Annotated in this window: 19 protein-coding genes and 1 tRNA gene; 14 read left to right on the forward strand and 6 right to left on the reverse strand. The window is 60.9% G+C overall.

All coding sequences use genetic code 11. The features are described from left to right. The first annotated feature begins 1 nt into the window (after position 1). Genes QM600_RS12285 through QM600_RS12320 form a run of 8 tightly spaced genes read left to right on the forward strand, consistent with a single transcriptional unit; the run spans position 2 to position 8,484 of the window. Entirely contained in the window at positions 2 to 1,183 is a 1,182-nt protein-coding gene (locus tag QM600_RS12285; RefSeq protein ID WP_283261737.1) for an MCE family protein, read from the forward strand. Then, entirely contained in the window at positions 1,183 to 2,202 is a 1,020-nt protein-coding gene (locus QM600_RS12290) for an MCE family protein (RefSeq protein WP_283261738.1), read from the forward strand. The genes QM600_RS12285 and QM600_RS12290 overlap by 1 nt, the downstream gene beginning before the upstream one ends. Next, on the forward strand, positions 2,199 to 3,257 hold the full coding sequence (locus tag QM600_RS12295; protein ID WP_283261739.1) for an MCE family protein: 1,059 nt from the start codon (positions 2,199 to 2,201) through the stop codon (positions 3,255 to 3,257). Before QM600_RS12290 ends, QM600_RS12295 begins: the two co-directional genes overlap by 4 nt. Continuing rightward, positions 3,254 to 4,555 (forward strand): MCE family protein, encoded by a 1,302-nt coding sequence (locus QM600_RS12300; protein ID WP_283261740.1) that lies wholly within the window; start codon positions 3,254 to 3,256, stop codon positions 4,553 to 4,555. Before QM600_RS12295 ends, QM600_RS12300 begins: the two co-directional genes overlap by 4 nt. After that, the gene (locus tag QM600_RS12305) at positions 4,555 to 5,784 is read left to right on the forward strand and encodes an MCE family protein (protein ID WP_283261741.1); all 1,230 of its coding nucleotides are present in this window, start codon (positions 4,555 to 4,557) and stop codon (positions 5,782 to 5,784) included. The genes QM600_RS12300 and QM600_RS12305 overlap by 1 nt, the downstream gene beginning before the upstream one ends. After that, positions 5,781 to 7,178, forward strand: a complete 1,398-nt coding sequence (locus QM600_RS12310; RefSeq protein WP_283261742.1) for an MCE family protein — start codon at positions 5,781 to 5,783, stop codon at positions 7,176 to 7,178. Before QM600_RS12305 ends, QM600_RS12310 begins: the two co-directional genes overlap by 4 nt. Next, complete coding sequence (locus tag QM600_RS12315) at positions 7,178 to 7,933, forward strand: Rv1363c family protein (protein ID WP_283261743.1); 756 nt, start codon at positions 7,178 to 7,180, stop codon at positions 7,931 to 7,933. The genes QM600_RS12310 and QM600_RS12315 overlap by 1 nt, the downstream gene beginning before the upstream one ends. After that, positions 7,930 to 8,484 (forward strand): twin-arginine translocation pathway signal, encoded by a 555-nt coding sequence (locus QM600_RS12320; RefSeq protein ID WP_283261744.1) that lies wholly within the window; start codon positions 7,930 to 7,932, stop codon positions 8,482 to 8,484. Before QM600_RS12315 ends, QM600_RS12320 begins: the two co-directional genes overlap by 4 nt. Positions 8,485 to 8,547: 63 nt before the next feature. Here the strand turns inward: QM600_RS12320 and QM600_RS12325 are convergent, their stop codons facing one another. Both QM600_RS12325 and QM600_RS12330 read right to left on the reverse strand, forming a co-directional pair. Beyond that, positions 8,548 to 10,023 (reverse strand): alpha,alpha-trehalose-phosphate synthase (UDP-forming), encoded by a 1,476-nt coding sequence (locus QM600_RS12325; RefSeq protein WP_283261745.1) that lies wholly within the window; start codon positions 10,021 to 10,023, stop codon positions 8,548 to 8,550. 117 nt (positions 10,024 to 10,140) lie between these two features. Next, positions 10,141 to 10,320, reverse strand: a complete 180-nt coding sequence (locus tag QM600_RS12330) for a hypothetical protein (protein ID WP_169632072.1) — start codon at positions 10,318 to 10,320, stop codon at positions 10,141 to 10,143. Positions 10,321 to 10,476: 156 nt separating this feature from the next. Here QM600_RS12330 and QM600_RS12335 point away from each other — a divergent pair, with 156 nt between their 5' ends. From QM600_RS12335 to QM600_RS12345, 3 genes are all read left to right on the forward strand, one after another. Further along, on the forward strand, positions 10,477 to 12,228 hold the full coding sequence (locus QM600_RS12335; protein ID WP_283261746.1) for an ABC transporter ATP-binding protein: 1,752 nt from the start codon (positions 10,477 to 10,479) through the stop codon (positions 12,226 to 12,228). Beyond that, positions 12,225 to 13,982, forward strand: coding sequence for an ABC transporter ATP-binding protein (locus tag QM600_RS12340; RefSeq protein ID WP_283261747.1), 1,758 nt, complete (start codon positions 12,225 to 12,227; stop codon positions 13,980 to 13,982). The genes QM600_RS12335 and QM600_RS12340 overlap by 4 nt, the downstream gene beginning before the upstream one ends. Before the next feature lie 81 nt (positions 13,983 to 14,063). Then, on the forward strand, positions 14,064 to 14,867 hold the full coding sequence (locus QM600_RS12345) for an alpha/beta fold hydrolase (protein ID WP_283261748.1): 804 nt from the start codon (positions 14,064 to 14,066) through the stop codon (positions 14,865 to 14,867). 58 nt (positions 14,868 to 14,925) lie between these two features. Here QM600_RS12345 and QM600_RS12350 read toward each other — a convergent pair whose 3' ends face one another. Both QM600_RS12350 and QM600_RS12355 read right to left on the reverse strand, forming a co-directional pair. Then, positions 14,926 to 15,195 (reverse strand): metal-sensitive transcriptional regulator, encoded by a 270-nt coding sequence (locus tag QM600_RS12350; RefSeq protein WP_094271184.1) that lies wholly within the window; start codon positions 15,193 to 15,195, stop codon positions 14,926 to 14,928. A 74-nt stretch (positions 15,196 to 15,269) separates the two neighbouring features. Next, entirely contained in the window at positions 15,270 to 15,662 is a 393-nt protein-coding gene (locus QM600_RS12355; RefSeq protein WP_283261749.1) for a DUF302 domain-containing protein, read from the reverse strand. Positions 15,663 to 15,770: 108 nt separating this feature from the next. On the opposite strand from QM600_RS12355, the gene QM600_RS12360 reads away from it, so the two are divergent. Then, the gene (locus tag QM600_RS12360; protein WP_283261810.1) at positions 15,771 to 16,352 is read left to right on the forward strand and encodes a class I SAM-dependent methyltransferase; all 582 of its coding nucleotides are present in this window, start codon (positions 15,771 to 15,773) and stop codon (positions 16,350 to 16,352) included. Positions 16,353 to 16,584: 232 nt separating this feature from the next. Further along, complete coding sequence (locus QM600_RS12365) at positions 16,585 to 16,830, forward strand: MbtH family protein (RefSeq protein ID WP_094271187.1); 246 nt, start codon at positions 16,585 to 16,587, stop codon at positions 16,828 to 16,830. Positions 16,831 to 16,896: 66 nt separating this feature from the next. On the opposite strand, the gene QM600_RS12370 is transcribed toward QM600_RS12365, so the two are convergent. Continuing rightward, complete coding sequence (locus QM600_RS12370) at positions 16,897 to 18,324, reverse strand: threonine/serine exporter family protein (protein ID WP_283261750.1); 1,428 nt, start codon at positions 18,322 to 18,324, stop codon at positions 16,897 to 16,899. A gap of 139 nt (positions 18,325 to 18,463) precedes the next feature. On the opposite strand from QM600_RS12370, the gene QM600_RS12375 reads away from it, so the two are divergent. Next, positions 18,464 to 18,538, forward strand: a tRNA-Thr gene (locus tag QM600_RS12375). Between the two features lie 169 nt (positions 18,539 to 18,707). Here the strand turns inward: QM600_RS12375 and QM600_RS12380 are convergent. Next, positions 18,708 to 19,439 (reverse strand): GAF and ANTAR domain-containing protein, encoded by a 732-nt coding sequence (locus QM600_RS12380; protein ID WP_283261751.1) that lies wholly within the window; start codon positions 19,437 to 19,439, stop codon positions 18,708 to 18,710. Positions 19,440 to 19,480: the final 41 nt, after the last annotated feature.

The following is a 19,480-nucleotide window of genomic DNA, read 5'->3' on the forward strand; positions in this document are numbered from 1 at the left end:
AATGACTGTTCCCAGCTGGCACAAGAAACTTGCCGCCGCAGGCCTGATCCTCGGACTCGTTGCCATCGTGGTCGTGGCACTGACCATGTTCTCGGGCGGTTTCACCAAAAGCACGCCCATTACGGTGACGTCGTCGCGAGCCGGTCTTGTCATGGAACCCGACGCCAAGGTGAAACTGCGCGGAGTCCAGGTGGGCCGGGTCGAATCGATTTCACTCGACGGCGACGAGGCCAACCTCAAGCTGGCGATGAATCCGGGGCAGATGGAGATGATTCCGTCCAATGCGCGCGTGGAAATCAAGTCCACCACCGTATTCGGAGCGAAGTACGTCAACATTGTGATTCCGGATGATCCGTCGAGCAAGCCCATCCAAGAAGGTGCGGTTATCGAATCCGACAGCGTCACAGTTGAGTTCAACAGCGTATTCGAGCATCTCTCCGAGATGCTCGCCAAGATCGAGCCCGAGAAGCTCAACGCCACGCTTGGTGCCATCTCGACAGCGCTCAACGGTCGCGGCGAAGCGTTGGGTGAGGTTCTCGAACTCGGTAACACCTACTTGGAGAAGATGAATCCCACTCTGCCGCAGTTACAAGAGGATCTGGCGAAGGCGTCCGATGTCACCAATCTGTATGCGGATGTTGCGCCTGACCTGCTGCGGATCCTCGACAATGCAACCGTCACAAGCGGTTCGATCGTTGCGGAGCAAGCCAATCTGGATCTGTTGCTGCTCAATATTACCGGCCTCGCCGATACCGGCAACGCTTTGTTGACCGACAACGAGCAGAATCTCACGACTGCCTTGAGCACCCTCACCGAAACCACGACGCTACTCGCGGAGTACTCACCGGGTCTGACGTGCTTCCTCGTCGGATTGAACGACGGTCGAATTAAATTCGAACCGATGGCCGGCACCGGCGACAAGGCGGCATTGATGCTCAGTGCGAGCTTCATGTGGGGTGCTCAGGCGTATACCAACCCGGAATCCCTTCCGAAGGTGGCCGCATCCGGTGGCCCCAATTGTTACGGGCTCCCGAGCTTCGATCCCAAGGTGGACGGGCAGGCTCCGTTTGCGGTCACCAACACTGGCAACGTTCCTTTCGTGCCTAACACCGAACTCGAGGTGACCGTTCCGACGATCTTCCAGTTCCTCTTCGGGGACTCTTACGAACAGGACGGGGAGTGATGAGACCGACAACAGTAAAACTCTTGATCTTCACTGTCGTCATGTCGGTGATCTTCGCCGGTCTGGCCATCGTTTTCAGCCAGGTGCGCTTCAGTAGCAGCAATGGTTTTCAGGCGACGTTCACCGACGTGTCCGGACTCAAGTCCGGGGACAAGGTGCGGATCGCGGGTGTTCCGGTCGGATCTGTGACCGGTGTGTCCATCGACGATTCCAACCAGGCCGAGGTCGACTTCGACGTCGACGCCAAGTACTCCTTGATGAAGAGCACCAAGGCGACGGTCCGATACGAGAACCTTGTCGGTGATCGCTACATGGAATTGATGGAAGGTACGGGTTCCGCGGAAACCCTGGATTCAGGTGGTTCTATCCCGGTCGACCAGACATCGCCTGCACTGGATCTGGATTTGTTGCTCGGTGGGTTCAAGCCCCTGCTGCGGGCGCTTGATCCGCAGCAGGTCAACGATTTGTCCGGTGCGTTGCTCCAGGTCTTCCAGGGGCAGGGCGGGACTCTGGTTTCCCTTCTGGGAAACACGAATTCGTTCACCAATACGTTGGCCGACCGAGATCAGTTGATCGGCGACGTGATCGGAAACCTCAATGACGTCCTCGGCACGATCAACGACAAGGGCGATCAGTTCTCCACTACGATCGACCAACTCCAGCAGTTGGTCAGCGGTTTAGCGAAGGACAGTGGGCCGATCGGGAACTCGATCACCGAGATCGCCGGTGCAACAGGAGACCTCGCGTCGTTGCTGCAAGGTACCCGCCCGGACATCCAGACGCTGATAACGCAGACCAACAGGGTGTCGACGCAGTTGGATCTGGGCAAGGAAGACATCAACACGTCACTCGAACGCCTACCGTCGGACTATCGGAAGCTGATCCGGGTCGGAACCTACGGCTCGTTCTTCCAATTCTACCTGTGCGCCAATACCTTCAAGTTCTCCGGACCTGATGGCACCACGATTATCCTGCCCACCGCAGTACAGACCACGGGAAGGTGTGCGAAGGTCGAATGAGTCCTACCCGTGAACGAAATCCCGTACAGATCGGTGTGATCGGTCTTGTCTTGGCCGTCGCGACCGTCGGTGCTGCGCTGCAATACGATCAGCTTCAATTCCTCTCCGGTGGAATCCGCTACTCCGCATACTTCAAGGATGCCGGCGGTTTGGTGACAGGAGACAATGTGACCCTGGCGGGTGTGAACGTCGGCAAGGTCAGCGATGTCGAACTCGCCGATCAGAGTGTGTTGGTCACATTTACCGTCAAGGACGGTATTGCTCTCGGTGAGCAGACGGCAGCAGATATCAAGACCAATACGGTGCTCGGCCGCAAATCTCTCGCAGTGCGTTCCGAAGGTTCCGGTCTGCTGCGAACCGGCACGCCGATCCCACTGGAACGCACCAACTCTCCGTACTCGCTCAACGATGCGCTCGGGGATCTGGGGTCCACGGCGTCCGAACTCGACACGGCGCAGATCAACGACTCGCTCAATGCGATCTCGGAAACACTGGCCGATACACCTCCGGAACTGCGTGGTGCCCTCGACGGCATGACCAGGCTCTCGCAGAGCATTAACTCGCGGGACGAGAGCTTGCTGCAGTTGCTCTCGCGTGCCGAGGATGTTACGAAGATTCTTGCCGATCGGAGCGGTCAGATCGACTCGCTACTGGTGGACGGAAATCAACTCTTCGCAGAACTCAGCCTACGACGTGATTCGATCAGCCAGTTGATCGTCAATACCTCGGCAGTCTCGCGTCAGCTCTCTGCGTTGGTACAGGAGAACGAGGCCCAAATGGGCCCCACTCTCGAAAAGCTCAATGCCGTCACCGCGAATTTGCAGCAGAACAAGGACAATATCTCCGGGGCACTCGACGGACTCGGTCCGTACATCACGGCGCTCGGTGAGACTGTTGCCAGCGGACCGTTCTTCGACGCCTTCATCATCAATATTCTGCCCAGTAACTGGTGGAAGACGCTGGTGGACACCAGCGTTGATCCTGAGCAAGTTCCCTCGGACCTCGAGGACTTCTTTCCCGGGATTCCGCCGACAATCAGGGGGCCCGGAGAATGACCGACACAACAGCCTCCACCGATCCGCGTAAGAAGTGGATACTGATCGGCGCCGGCGCCCTCGTCGCGCTGCTTGTCGCCGGCGCTGTATACCTTCTTGTTCCAGGGGTGAGCAAAAACAAGATTTCGGCGCACTTCGTCTCGACCACCGGTCTGTACGAGGGTGACGTTGTGCGGGTGCTCGGCGTCAACGTCGGCAAGGTGACAAAGATCGAGCCTCGTGACCGGGATACCTACGTCGAGATGAAGGTCGATTCCGACGTCGCAATTCCGGCAGATGCCAAGGCGCTTATCGTCGCTCAAAGTTTGGTATCGGCGCGGTTCGTCCAGTTGACACCGGTTTTCGACGGTGGTGAAAAGATGCCCAACGGCGGCGAGATTCCGATCGAACGGACCGCCGTGCCTATCGAGTGGGACGAGATCAAGGCGGAACTCGCCAAACTCTCGGAAGCTCTCGGGCCGGAAGGTGTCGACGACGAAGGCTCTCTCGGGCGGTTCATCAACACCCTCGGGGACAACCTCGAAGGCAACGGCGAGTCCATTCGGTCGACGCTGCGTGAACTCTCGGCCACCATGCACACATTGTCGGAGGGGCGGACCGATCTCTTCTCGACCGTCCGCAACTTACAGGCGTTTGTGACCGCTCTTTCCTCGAGCAACGAGCAGATCGTGCAGTTCAGCGGCAATCTCGCCTCCGTGAGCAGCGTGCTCGCCAGCAGTTCCGACGAGTTGGGTACGGCGCTCAGCGATCTCGATATCGCGGTCGGAGACGTTCAGCGATTTGTGAAGGATAATCGAGCGGGCCTGAGTGAATCGGTTGCGCGCCTGGCCGACGCTACGCAGGTACTGACAGACAAGCGCCCGGAGATCGAGCAGGTGCTGCATTCTGGTCCTACCTCGCTGGCCAACTTCTATCAGATCTATAAGCCGGCGCAGGGCAGTATGACGGGCGCAATCGCGCTGAGCAACGTCAAGAATCCGATTCAGTGGATTTGTGGTTCTATCCAAGCGATCGCCACCGCTGATGCTGAGCGGAGTGCTGACCTGTGCAAGGAGTATCTGGGTCCGGTGCTCAGTACGTTGATCGCCAACTACCCAGGATTCTTGTTGAATCCGGTCTCAGGCGTTCAAGCATTCCCGGAGCAGATCGTCTATACAGAGCCAGGTTTGGAGGCGGTGGCTAGTCCAGGTCAGCCCGCTTCGTCGCCGCAGCCGACATCAGGACCGTTGGACGGTGTACCGATGACGTCTGTTCCCAAGGACCTCACCGATCTCTTCAACATGGGGGGAGGCAACTGATGCGCGCTACCCGGAAAGCCATTGTAGTAACGGTGGCAGTGGGCGTCGCTCTCGGCGCGAGCGGCTGTGAATGGAACGGACTGAATTCCGTGCCCATGCCCGGCACTCAAGGCCGGGGTGAAGGTGCCTACGAGGTTCAGATCGAGATGCCCAATGTGACTACCCTGTCGCAGAATTCACCTGTCCGTGTCGATGACGTCGCGGTGGGCAGTGTCTCGAACATCGAAGTCCAGGGCTGGCATGCCCTGGTGACGGTGTCGCTCAACCCCGATGTTCAATTGCCGGCCAACGCAACTGCGAAGATCGGCCAGACAAGCTTGCTGGGTTCCCAGCACATCGAGTTGGCGCCGCCGGTGGAAGAGGAGCCGGAAGGGCGCCTCGAAGCCGGGGACTTGATCCCCATCGAACGGGCGGGCGCTTTCCCGACCACCGAGCAGACGTTGTCTTCGTTGTCGGTCGTGTTGAACGGCGGTGGACTCGCACAGGTGCAGGACATCACCACCGAGCTCAACGCGGCGCTCGTCGGACGTGAGGATTCTGTTCGCGATCTCCTGCCGCAACTCGATCAGCTTGTGGGAAGCCTGGACAATCAACGCGGAGAAATCATTTCGGCGATGGAAGGAATCGACCGCCTGTCGACTACCGTCGAGGCCCAACGCGACACACTGAACAAGGCGCTCGACGGTATCCCGCCGGCGCTCGACATCCTGGTGGCTCAACGCCAGGACATCACCAATGCGCTGACATCCCTGGGCGGGCTCAGCGACGTCGCCAGTCGCGTCATCGAGGAAAGCGGCGACGATTTTGCAACCAATGTCCGGGCATTGTCGCCGACCCTGAAAGCTCTTGCCGATTCCGGTAACGCGCTCACCCAGGTTCTGGGAGTTCTGCTCACGTTCCCGTTCCCCCAGAACGGAATCGACAACGTCATTCGAGGTGACTACGCCAACTTGGCGATGACTATCGACGTGACACTGCCCAGGCTCGACGCCAACTTCCTCATGGGCACACCACTGGCCGGATCTCTCGGTGGCCCGGAAGGCGTGCTCGGTAAGCAGGCCGGTCTGGCAGGGCAGGTGGGAAATCCGCTGAGCGATCCACTTCGACCGGCCGCAGCTCCGACAGCTCCCGTGCCGGGAACTTCAGCGGCTGAACCTAATACCTTGACGATCCCGGGACTTCCGCCGATCACCGTTCCGGGACTTCCACAGGGGGCACCAGCGCCATGATGCTCACAAAGTTCGTTCGCATCCAGCTTGTCATCTTCACCGTGCTGACCGTCATCGGCTTGGTCGTGATGGCTACGCAGTACGTTCGGGTTCCCGCCATGGTCGGGATCGGGCGCTACGACGTCACCGTCGAATTACCTTCCACCGGTGGGCTCTACAAGAACTCAAACGTCACCTTCCGCGGTCAAACGGTCGGCGTGGTCAAGGCCGTAGAGCTGTCTCCGACAGGGGTCAATGCGCAGTTGTCCTTGGACAGCAGTGTGAAAGTGCCCGCCGACGTCGACGCAGCGGTCAAGAGTGTGTCGGCGATCGGTGAGCAGTTTGTCGATTTGATTCCGCACACCGACGGCTCCGGCGCCATCGTCGTGGACGGACACCTGGAGAACGGCTCGGTCATTCCGGTCGATCGAACCAGCATTCCTCAGGATGTCGGCGCACTGCTCGATCAGGCCGATATGTTGCTGCAGAGCATTTCAGACACCAAACTCAAGACCGTGATCGACGAGTCCTTCAAGGCCTTCAACGGCGCTGGGCCGGACTTGCAGAAGCTCATCGACTCGGCCCGGTTGTTCGTGGAGGAAGCAAACAACAACTCCGACGCGACCAAGACGCTGATCGAGCAGGCCGGTCCGCTCCTCGACACCCAGATCGTCAGTAGTGACGCTATCCGTTCGTGGACAAGTGATCTGGTGACGTTCACGGATCAGCTCCGGGCCAGTGACCCGGACTTGCGGGCGATTATTCAGAAAGGGCCGGCGGCAGCTTCCGAGGCGAATGCTCTGCTTCAGGAACTTCAGCCGACACTGCCGATTCTGCTGGCAAATCTTGTTTCTGTCGGAGAAGTCGGCGTCATCTACAACAGCGCGATCGAGCAAATCCTGGTGATCTATCCGCCGCTCTCAGCGGCGCTCGTCACCATTGCAGGTTCGGGTAACCCCGCAGACGGTGCGCTGGTCGACTTCCATCTCGAAGTGAACGACCCGCCGCCTTGCACCACAGGCTTCCTACCGGCAGAGGAGTGGCGCAGTCCGGCAGACGAGTCTCCGATCGCCACCCCGTCGGACCTGTTCTGTCGTATTGCCCAGGACTCGCCGATCGCTGTTCGTGGGGCCAGGAACTTGCCGTGTGCGGAGTTTCCGGGGCGTCGCGCGGCGACGGTCGAACAGTGCAGAACCGGATATGTGCCCTTGGGTACCAATCCGCAGTCCGGGCCACCCCAACCGATCACCGCGACTCCCAGTTCCTATACGTCGGAACCGGGGGTGAGCGCACGTCGGTACGATCCGACTACAGGCACATATGTAGGACCCGATGGAAGGACGTACTCGCAGCCGAAACTCGGTGCCGGCGGAGACATCAGTCTCGAAGAGTTCATGAAGGGTCAGCAAGGTTGATGAACGAAGAAGAATCCAAGGCCGGGCAGCGTATACGTCGCCGAGCGTCTCGGAGCGCCGGTCCGACCGGCGCAGATGTCGATGCAGCGTCAACAGTAGTTCACGGAGAGAAGGCGCCTCAGAAGCCCACGACACAGATTGATCTGGGCAAACGAGCTCCGGAGAAGGAGGACCAGCCAGTCAGAGCGCAGGTACCTGTTCCTGCGCCGGTTGCTTCAGTCACACCGGGACCAGCGTCCGAGCCAGGAACACCTGCGGCTAAACCGGCTGTTTCCAAGAAGTTGATCAGCGGGATCGCTATCGCTTCGATTGTCGCGATTTCGTTCGCGGTGGTGTTGGTGACCCTGTTGGTGGACAGGAGCGCAGCGTCCAACGCTGAGGATGAGCGAGCCGCATACGTAGCAGGTGCGCGAACCACAGCGCTCAACCTGACTACCCTGCACTCCGAGACCGCAGGTGCGGACCTCGACAAATTCCTGGCCGGCACCACCAAGGAATTCCAATCGCAGCTCGACGGCCGTAAGGACTCGTTTGTCAGCGTGCTCGGGCAGGTCGGTGTCCAGACGGACGGCGAGATCCTCGAAGCTGGGTTGGAGAAGTCCGAGGGTGACTGCGGGACATCGCTTGTCGCGGTGCGGGCGATGCAGAAGAATACTGATCAGCCCGAACCCGAGGAACGCAATTATCGCCTGCGCATCACTATGTGCGATACCGATGGGCAACTCCTTGCCTCGAATGTGGAGTTCGTGCCATGACTCAGGAAACCGTCCGTACTCAACCGGAAGTTGCAGCCGCGCAACCGAACTCGAGCCGGGTGTCCGCGCCCGCGGTAGTGCTGGCCGTGATCAGCGCAGTCGCCATAGCGCTCGCTGGGGTATCGGCTTGGCTGTATTTCGGTCCTGGCGGCGCCCGCGACATCGCGGCGATTGATCAGACCAGAGAAGAAGTAGCACAGGTTTCATCCGACCAGGCCGTCGCGATGTTCCAATACGACTACACCAATGTCGACGGTCAGTTGCACTCCGCTGCAGAAGGATTGACCGGCGATTTTCGTGATCAGTTCACCGAGTTGATCGAGTCGGTGATCATTCCGGGTGCACAGGAGAAGGCGCTGACCGTCCAGGTCGTGGTGCAGGGCGCATCCATTCTCGATGCTGGTCCGGCTACTGCCACGACGATGCTCTTCCTCAATCAGATCACCGTGTCGAAGGATGCACCCGAAGCCGTGGCAAGCGGCAGCCGTGTCAAGATAGGTTTGGAGAAGCAGGACGGTCGCTGGCTTGTGAACAGCGTCCAGCCGTTCTGATCGACATATAAAAGAACCCGGCCGAGGTAGTCGCCTCGGCCGGGTTTCTCTATGTGTACGAACTCAGTTGTCCTCTTCGAGTTCGTTGGCCTCGTCCGGTGCGATCAGTGCCGGTCCGGCAGCGCCGCCGTGCGCAAGGGCATCGAGGAACGAGCGGGCCCAGCGGTCCACGTCGTGGGTGAGCACCTGACGACGTAGCGCACGCATGTGGCGTCGGCCGTCTTCCTTGGGCTGATTGAGAGCCTTCACCATGGAGTCCTTGACGTCGTCAAGATCATGGGGATTGCAGAGGAACGCTTGACGCAGTTCTGCTGCGGCACCGGTGAATTCGCTCAGCAGTAGCGCCCCGCCCAGATCGCTGCGGCAGGCCACGTATTCCTTGGCAACCAAGTTCATGCCGTCGCGCAGAGGCGTGACGAGCATGAGGTCGGCGGCAACGAAGAATGCGATCAGCTCGTCGCGGTCGACGGGTCGGTGGATGTAGTGGACGACAGGGCGTCCGACTTCACTGAACTCACCGTTGATGCGGGAGACCATCTGTTCGATGTCACCACGCATCTGGACGTAGCTTTCGACACGCTCACGACTGGGAGTCGCCAACTGGATCATGACGGTATCCGCTGGGTCGATCCGGCCATCGATCAAGAGTTCGTGGAGAGCATTCAAGCGGACGTCGATGCCCTTGGTGTAATCGAGGCGGTCGATACCGAGCATGATGTTCTTGGGGTTGCCGATTTCCTTGCGAATCTGCTTGGCGCGGTCGCGAATTGCCTTGGAGCGTGACCGTTCGTCGAGCTTGCCGGAGTCGATGGAGATAGGGAAGGCGCCGACGCGAACCGTGCGGAAACCCACCTGTACGACACCGAGTTTGGAGCGCACGCCGACGTTTCCGCGTGAAGTTTGTTGTCCGGCAAGGCGTCTGGCGAGGAACAGGAAGTTCTGGGCGCCGCCGGGGAGGTGGAAGCCGATGAGATCGGCGCCCAGAAGGCCCTCGATAATCTCGGTGCGCCACGGCATCTGCATGAACAGCTCGACCGGCGGAAACGGAATGTGGAGGAAGAAGCCGATGGTGAGGTCGGGACGCAGCATTCGCAGCATCTTCGGTACCAGTTGGAGTTGGTAGTCCTGAATCCAGACGGTGGCGCCGTGTGCGGCGGCTTTGGACGTGGCTTCGGCGAAGCGTCGGTTGATCTCGACGTACGCGTTCCACCACTCGCGGTGATACTCGGGCTTGACGATGACGTCGTGGTACAGCGGCCAGAGCGTGGCGTTGGAGAAGCCCTCGTAGTACTCGTTGATCTCGGTGGCGCTGAGCGGCACCGGGTAGAGCTCGAGGCCGTCTTCGACGATGGGGTCCATATCGGCGTCGGCAACGCCTGCCCAGCCCACCCAGGCGCCCTGATTGCTGCGCAGGATCGGTTCCAGTGCAGTCACCAAGCCGCCGGGACTGCGCTTCCACCGGGTAGTGCCGTCGGGGAGTCGCTCGAGGTCTACGGGCAGGCGGTTCGCAACAACGACGAACTCGGCCTGCCCGGACACGGTCTTCTCCGGGGAAGGTGCACTTACGCTGTCAGAAGGGGTGGGGCTGGCCGATTCCGGACTGACAGACACGTGGTTCCTTCTCGTTGGGGAATTAGGGAAAGACTCGGTCGAGACTCAGTCGACTTTGCTGACCGGGCTGATGCCGAGCATCGAGAGCAGCATCCTGCACTCGTCGGCATCCTCCGCGTAGGCAGCGACAACACGCTGCGCCATGCGAGCGGTCTCTTCGGCCACGGTCTCGATTTCCTCGTCCGCGATCTCGACTTCGGTTTCGACGGTCGTGTTCTCAGACATCATGTTCCTCTCGGGCTTGCCTGCACGTCGCAGGCAATGGTTCTTACTTGCGACTCTATGAGAACTGGGCACGTCAACGCTAGTTGCTCATGTATTAGGGTCGACTTACTTGATTCGTCGCTCGACGTTCTGGTTCCTGTCAATGCTTGGAGTTTCATGAGTTCGACCTCCGCCAGTACCTCCGCCGATGCCGGTGAATCCGACACCGGTAAACACAATGGTGCTGCGATCTTACGACGAGTTCTGGTGCGCAACCGGGGACCGCTGGCCATCGGCACTGTGCTGGTTTGTGTACATCAACTCGCCGAAACCGCGGTGCCGATCTCGATCGGGGTGATCATCGATCGAGCAATCGAGACTTCGGACACCACTGCTCTCGTTGTCTCGATCTGCGCGCTCGGCGTGCTGTTTCTGATGCTCACCGCGGCCTGGCGGCTCGGTGCGAGGTTCATCGTGAAGGCGATGGAGGAGGAGTCGCATCGATTACGGCTCGAAGTCGCCCACCGGATTCTCGATCCGCGAGGCGTGCGAACAGACCTCCGCGCCGGAGAACTGCTGACTGTGTCGACTTCCGACGCCGAGCACACGTCGTGGATCGCCGATATCGTTCCGCGGGCCGTTGCGGCATCGACCGCTGCGGTGGCGTCGGCAATCGCCTTGCTGTGGATCGACGTCCCCCTAGGGTTGGCCGTACTGATCGGCACTCCCGTCATCCTGGGTTTGCTGCAACGCGCTGCGCCGTTGATCACGTCTCGCGCAAAAGGGCAGCAGGAGTCGATTGCACGCGCGTCGGCGACGGCGACGGATTTGGTGAGCGGATTGCGGCCACTTCGGGGAATCGGTGCGGAGGCATCCGCGTCGGAGCGGTATCGCAAAGTCAGTCGAGATGCGCTCGCCTCGACGATCGATACAGCGCGGGCAACCTCGATCTACACCGGGTTGTCGACGACGATCAGCGCCCTGCTCGCGGTCGCGATCGCGGGTCTTGCAGGCTACTTCGCGTTGCAAGGCCGGATCACCGTCGGCGAGTTGATCACTGTCGTCGGATTGGCGCAGTTCTTCATCGAACCGCTCGGACTCCTTGCTTCGCTACCCGGCTATTTTGCGGTGGCCCGGGCGTCGTCGGACCGGTTGGCCTTGGTTCTCGATGCCGAACCGATATTGAAGGCGGGCTCGGTGACGGACCTCGATGGTACTGATCTGACGCTCGACGGCATCGAATTTCGCACGCTCGCCGGAGTCGATTTACACTGCGCGGCAGGTGAATTGTTGGGAATCGTCGCCTACCAGCCGCAGGACGGCGAAGCGTTGGCTGCAGTACTGTCCGGCCAATTGGCGTCGGACGAGTATCGAGGTTCGGTGAGCGTCGGAGGAGTGTCGCTGTCCGACATGGACTTGACGCTTTCCCGGCGCACGGTTCTCGTGGAACCGCATATCTCCGATCTCTTCGGCGGCACTCTCGCATCCAATCTCGAGGCTGGCGGTGCACCGACGGCAGATTTGGCGAAAGCGTTGTCCGCGTCCGCGGCCGCCGACGTCGTCGACTCGCATCCCGACGGGCTTGAACTCGAGGTCACCGATCGCGGAGCCAGCTTGTCCGGTGGCCAACGCCAGCGGGTTGCGTTGGCGCGGGCTCTGCTCGCTCGGACTCCGGTGATGGTGCTGCACGATCCCACGACGGCAGTGGACGCTGTGACGGAGGCGTCGATCGCCGAGGGAATTGCGCAACTGAGGCACGCACACCCGAATGGCGGGCGGAGCACCACGATCCTGATCACCAGCAGTCCGGCATTGTTGGCAGTCACGGATCGGGTGATCGTCGTGGACCGCGGAGTTGTGGCCGCGGTGGGCACTCACAACGAACTTGCCGCCACCGACGAGAACTACCGAGGAGCGGTGCTGCGATGACCACAACCGAACGTGAACTGCTCCCGATTGCCAGTGGCAGTGAAACCTGGCGGTGGTTGCGTTCTGCACTCGCCGAAGACCGAACCGCGGCCGTCCTTGCGGTCGCGGCCTCGACGGTGGCGTCGGCGATGGCACTGATTCCGCTCTACGTATTCGGTGTACTCGTCGACCGGGTCCGTGAAAACGCGCCGACATCGACCATCGTCGGAGTGGTGATCGTCATTGCCGCGGCCGCAATCGTCGGCGGAATTTTCACCGGCATCGCGGCATATCTGGTCAAACGCCTCGGTGAGACGATTTTGGCAACGCTGCGTGAGCGGGCAGTCGGCCGTGCACTTCGACTTCCGGTGCAGACCGTCGAGAAGGTCGGGACCGGAGACCTGCTGTCTCGGGTCGGCGACGACGTGGCAGTGATAGCGAAGGCTGTCGGCGACGTGATCCCGAGCCTGGTTTCATCACTTCTGCTCGTGACTCTGAGCATGCTCACCATGCTCGGGATCGACTGGCGGTTGGGGCTGGCCGGACTGGTGGCACTACCGATGTACGTCCTCGCTCTGAAGTGGTACCTGCCGCGCTCCGCCCCGATCTACGCGGCTCAGCGAGTGGCGATGGGGACACGGGCGCAGGCTTTGATCAGCAGCGTGCACGGAATTCGCACTGTCCGGGCGTACGGGCTCGAGAAGGAGCATCTGGGCCGGCTCGACGACGCGTCGGGGAAGGCTCGCGATCTGGCAGTAGGGGTCTTCGGCTTGTTTACCAGGTTTGCCGGCCGCGGCAATCGAGCAGAATTCGTGGGCTTGTCCACCATCCTCGTCGTGGGATTTCTCCTGGTTCGCAGCGACATCGTGACCGTCGGCCAGACAACCACTGCGGCTCTATTGTTTCACCGCTTGTTCAATCCGATCGGCGCTCTGTTGTACACCTTCGACGAAGTGCAGTCCGCCGGTGCGAGCCTTGCGCGTCTGGTTGGTGTTGTCGAGATTCCGGACACCGATCGCACGTTCGGTACGGGCGCATCGCCCGCCGACGGTTCACTGACATTGGTCGACGTCCGTCACAGCTACGACGGCCGTGAAGTACTCCACGGCCTCAGTCTCACCGTGGCCGCCGGGGAGCGGGTGGCTCTGGTCGGTTCGACCGGCGCCGGCAAGACGACGGTTGCAGCCATCGCAGCCGGTTCGATAATTCCGACCTCGGGGAGTGCGTCGATCGGGGGTGTTCCGCTGTCGAGACTCGACGATTTACGACGGCACGTCGCCATCGTCAGCCAGGAGGTTCACGTATTCGCCGGACCGCTGATCGAGGACCTGCGCTTGGCAGCCCCCGACGCTTCGGACGAGGACATGGCGTCGGCGCTGAAAACCGTCGGCGCGGAGCAATGGGTAGCGGCTCTGAGTGAGGGGATCGAGACCGTCGTCGGTGAAGGCGGCCACGAGATCACCGCCGCCCAAGCGCAGCAGTTGGCATTGGCGCGGTTGGTGCTGGTGGACCCAGCCGTCGCGGTGCTGGACGAAGCGACTGCGGAAGCGGGTAGCGCCGGCGCTCGCGAATTGGAATCAGCGGCAGACGCGGCGACGGCCGGACGAACGACTCTGGTTGTTGCACACCGTCTTACGCAGGCAGCGGCAGCCGATCGTGTGATCGTCCTCGAACACGGCCGGATCGTGGAGGAAGGTCCGCACCGCGAACTGGTGTCCGCGGGCGGTCGATATTCACAGTTGTGGGCCGCGTGGGAAGGGCGCGAGACGCGCTAGGGTTGCGGCAAGCGGGCGCGCTTCGGTCAACCCACACCAGCATTGCGAATACGGTTTCAGAATATGAGGAGGAAGGCTGACATGACGGTCGCCACAATCAACGGAATCCCGATCAATTACCAGGTCAAGGGTGATGGGGATCTAGTGGTGCTCATCATGGGTACGGGCAGTCCGGGGCGTGTCTGGGACCTTCATCAGACCCCGGCACTGGTTGCAGCGGGCTACCGCGTCTGCACCTTCGACAACCGCGGAATCGCGCCTTCCGGTGAGAGCACCGGCGGCATCACGATGCCGGACATGGTTGCCGACACCGCGGCACTGATCGAGCATTTGGGCGGTGGACCCGCCTTTGTGATCGGTACGTCGATGGGTGCCCGAGTGGCGCAGGAACTTACGTTGGCTCGTCCTGATCTGGTGCGCAAAGCGGTTTTCCTCGCGGGCCATGCCCGGATGGATCATTTCCAGCAGACCCTGTCTCAGGGAGAGCGTGAATTGATGGACAGTGGTGTCGAACTGCCCGCAAAGTATCGTGCGGCCGTGACTGCGGTGATGAATTTGTCGCCCGCCACTCTGGCCGATGAACACGCTGCCCGCGACTGGATGGATATCTTCGAATTCACCGGAGGTTCAACATCACCCGGTGTTCGAGCGCAGCTCGCGATGGACCGCGCCTTCGATCGTCGCCGGGATTACCGGGCAATCATGCGGCCGTGCTTGTCGGTTGCCTTCGCCGACGACCGGATGATTCCGCCCTACCTCTCGCGTGAGGTTGCGGACTGCATCGCCACTGCGGCATACGAGGAAATCCCGGATACCGGCCACTACGGGTACCTGGAGCGTCCGGATGCGGTGAACAAGGTGTTGATCGACTTCTTGGCTTCGTAAGTTATTGTGCCGCAGGGCCGGACCCGTGATTCGGCCCTGCGGCGTTTTCAGTCCAGATTCAGGCCAGAGCGAGGAACAGCTTCTCGAGTTCTGCCTCGGTCAGTGGCTCCTGTGCATCTGCGCCGTCGCCGGACAGGCATTCACGAAGGCCGCTGGCAACGATCTTGAAGCCGGCTCGGTCGAGCGCCTTGGATACGGCCGCCAGTTGGGTGACCACGGCTTTGCAGTCGCGACCGTTCTCGATCATCGAGATCACTCCTGCCAGCTGGCCGTGCGCGCGGCGCAGCCTGTTCAATACGAGCGCTTGGCTCTCTTCATCGCCGGTCATGATGGCCCTTTCTTGGATGGTTTGGCTGTGATCGTGAAGGATTGTGCTCGCTCAGCGAACATAATCCTTCAGGATCAGAGCGCGTCAATGGCTGCGCGGAGTTTGACGGCCGCATCGGCTGCAACGGACTCCAGGCCCGCGTCACCCGAAACCTGCACCATCAGATCCGGGTTCATGGCCTCGACGAAAAACGAGTTCTCCGTCTCGGTGTCTTCGCGCACGACGACGTTGCAGGGCAGTAGGAGGCCGATCTGTCGGTCGACTGTTACCGCGCGGTGCGCGAGGGCCGGATTGCAGGCGCCGAGAATGAGGTACTTCTCCATGTCCTCGCCCAGCTTGGCTTTGAGCGTGGCTTGCATGTCGATTTCAGTGAGGATGCCGAAACCTTGTTCCGCCAGAGCCTGGCGCGTGCGAGTCACGACGTCGTCGAATGTTCCACTGACCTTGGTGCCGATGGCGATGTTCATGGGAGTTCTCCTTTGTCGTCTTCTCTCGATCATACCCCGGGGGGTATGATTTGCGCTATGGTGCCGGACGTGAAAGCTCCACCGGCGGAGACTTTAAGGGGCAAGAAATTGGACGCATCGGATTGGGACGAGCGGTACCGGGCCGTGACGGAGCCGTGGGGAATCGACCCGGCAGGAACCGTCGCCACGCGAGTGGCAGGCTTGAAACCCGGATCTGCGATCGACCTGGCTTGTGGCGACGGGCGCCATGCTCGCTGGATGGCCCAGAATGGCTGGTCGGTCACGGGCGTCGACTATTCGTCAGTGGCGATAGACCTCGCGCGATCGAGTGATGCCGAGAAGAGCGTCGACTGGAGGGTTGGCGACGCGACGTCGTGGAAGCCGGAGAACGAAGTCGATCTGGTCTTGGTCAGTTTTCTGCACATGCCGCTGGCCGATCTCGTCGACACTCTGGCTCGCGTCGGGGGATGGGTCGCTCCCGGCGGGCGAGTTGTGTACCTCGGCCATTCCATCGAGAACTATCACCGCGGTGTGGGCGGTCCGCCGGAACCGGAGATTCTGCCCGCCATTTCCGATCTGGCCCGCGCAGCCGAAGGCTCGCGTGTGTATGCACTCGAACATGTGGTTCGCCCACAAGACGGTGGGTTGGCAATCGACATTCTGCTCGAATTCGGGCCGTGGCAGGACTGAGCTAGGGGCCACTGGACAGTTTTGGGTGAACTGGTGCCCGATCGGTCCGGTTCCGCGTACCGTAACTCGTGACTACCGATTGGCTGTAACGGACAACGTGACAGGCGGTATCTACTTGCAGAGTGGAATGAAACGGACACGCGGACTGACACCGTCGATTCGGACCCACCAAAGTGACCGGTGCGCTTGCTAGTCTGAGCGCACAAGAAACGTACGTAACAAGTGAGGCGAGATGAGCACTAATCCTTTCGATGACGAAGACGGACGCTTCTACGTGTTGGTGAACGACGAGGACCAGCATTCGCTGTGGCCCACGTTCTCCGAGGTCCCCGCGGGCTGGCGCGTCGTATTCGGCGAAGACAGCCGAGCAGCGTGCCTCGAGTACGTAGAAAAGAACTGGACCGATATGCGTCCGAAGAGTCTGCGCGAAGCAATGGAAGCAGATCAAGCTGCTGCTGGGCGCACAACGGAGAGCTGACCGCTCCACACAACGATCGAAGAGCTGGGCACCTACGGGTGCCCAGCTCTTCGTGTCTTACCGAGACTATTTGCCGTTTACCGGCAGGCGGCGTTTGCGCTTGAGGACCATCGGACGGCGCAGTGAGTCCACTCGAAGCAGGATGCGCGGGCGGCGGAGCGTACGGGCCACCCATTCCCCGAGCGTGACGCCCGCAGCCAACGCGCAGCCGATGCCGAACGCCGACAACAGCGCAGTCAGGCCAACCACTACCTGATCGTCCAGTAACGAGTACAGGCCTTTGTACAGCGCCAGGCCGGGAAGCAGCGGAGTGATGCCGGCAACCGCTACGACCAGCGGCGGTGTCAACGCCCGGCGGGCCATCAAACCGCCGGCGAGTCCGACGACGGTAGCGGCGATTGCCGCAGCGATCACGGGACCGACATCGAGCGTCTGCACGAACACGGACACACCACTGCCCGCCGCGCCGCCGAGGAACGCGGCTGTCAGGGCCCTCTTCTCTGCGTAGCAAGCCAAGGCATAGAACACGGACGCAAAAGCGCCCGAGAACATCAGCACGGGCAGTTGGGTAATCGGGAGAGCTTCGACGTTGATCGGGGGAAGGGTCGAGCCGAGCAATCCGGTGACTCGCAGCGAAATGGCGACACCGGCGATGATGCCGCCGGTCATCATCACAACCTCGAAGAAGCGTGCAACCGCGGTGATGGGTGCGCCCATGATGGCGTCCTGTACCGAGCCCACCAACGACAGCCCCGACAGCAGAACCACCACCCCGGCCGCGATGACCAACGACGGTCTGATGATGATGCCCAACTGTTCCTGGAAGGTATACAGGGTGGCGGCCGGCGCAGCGGCAATCAAACCGCCCATCACCTGTTGAAAGAAGAACGGCAATCCGAAACGGTTCAGAACTCGATTGACTCGGTCGATCACCATCGTCGTCAGGAACGCCACCGTGGCAACCAGGAGTCCGCCGCCGAGGAGCACGGATACCGATGCCGCCATGGCTGCCCACGCCAGCGTCGCGGTCCAGCGACTGTACGGGTGCGGTGCGGTCGTGATCGCAGTCAGGGCGTCGTGCGCCTGGCCGGGGGTGATGGCTTCGCGTCGAATACGGCGGGTCAGACGATCCACTGCAGCAAGACGAGTGAAGTCCATCGAGCGGTAATGCACGATTCGCATCGTGCTTGCCGGTGGCCGCGTCGGACCGCGATACGCGGACAGGACTATCGAGTTGTACGTGACATCGACATCGCATTGGGCCAGGCCGTACGTCGCTGCAATGAACTGGACTTGCTCGGCGGTATCCATTGCCGCAGTTCCGGATGCGAGGAGTACCTCACCGACCCGCACCGCCAGATCGAGGACTTCTGCGACGACGGCGTCGTCGGTCAGGTCGATCGGTTGTAGCGGTGCGGGTGCAGAGGTGACAGTGTCGACAGTTGCCTGGCGGTGACCGGTCAATCGGGTAAGGGCTTCGGTGAGTTTGGACATCAGGGGCGGCGGACTGCTCGCCGACTCCGGGGGGTGCACATGGGGCATACGGTATCTAATGTGACCCGGGCGCGGCCACTGAGATGGCTTGGATATGATGGCTCCGCAAAGTTAGTTCGCGGCGACGCATCTGATTTTCGCCTCCTTAGCTCAGTGGTAGAGCACTCGCCTTGTAAGCGAAAGGTCGTCGGTTCAATCCCGACAGGAGGCTCCAGCGAAGAGGGCATTCACCCGGCAGTGAGCCGGGAGGGTGCTCTCTTTTATGTAGGGAGAGTGCGAGGGTCATCGGTTCGAAGGTCCGGATCGCAGAGTGAAAGGCCGCCGGTTGCCTGAGCATCCGACGGCCTTTCCGAACCCTCTGGAAGGATGATTCGAATCCGATTCTAGTTGCCGGCCGGCCGAGAGTCGCGAATTTCGGACCCGGCGTGGCCGACGCCGACAGCGGCAGCGATGTGCTGCTGCGCAATCACGCGAAGTTTGATGTTGCTCTTCTGTGATTCCTGAATGAGGATCGAGAAGGCATGATCGGCATCGACGTGTCGAGTGCCCATGATGATGCCCTTGGCTTGATCTATGATTCCGCGGGATTCGAGGGCGAGTTCGAGGTCTGCCACGCGTTTTCCGACCAGAGCCAGACGCTGTGAATTGTGCAGGGCGTATGCCGATGCGATGGCGAAGAGTTGGACCAGCGCGACGTCGGTTCCGGTGAATCCGCGGTTGTCGCGGCTGTACAGGTTCAGTGTTCCGAGGGAGCCGTTATGGCCGGGTAGAGGTACTGACAGGAAGCTCGAGATTCCGAAAGTTCTTGCTGCACTGAAAAATTGTGGCCACCGAATGCTGGCTTCGTCGGAATGCGCATGCACGACAGCTGTCGAGTTCGCGGATACCAGCGCAGGCCCGGTGCGGAGTTTGAATTGAATTGCGTCAACGGTATGGACGAGGCGATCGGTGGCCGCGATGGTGTGGTGAACGGAATCGGATTCGACGACGGTGATACCGGCCATGTGCGCGTCGTCGACCAGCTCGACAGCGTGTTTACAGAGTTGATCGAGGAAGTGTGCGGGGGGATCGAGTTGCGAATACAGGGACCGCAATGCTTCGGACGTAGCCTCCAACTTGGCTGGGGAAGCGAAATATTTTGTGCTGAAAGGTATCC

Origin of the sequence: Rhodococcus sp. IEGM 1379 (genome assembly GCF_030056815.1) — a bacterium.
Classification (GTDB): domain Bacteria; phylum Actinomycetota; class Actinomycetes; order Mycobacteriales; family Mycobacteriaceae; genus Rhodococcus_F.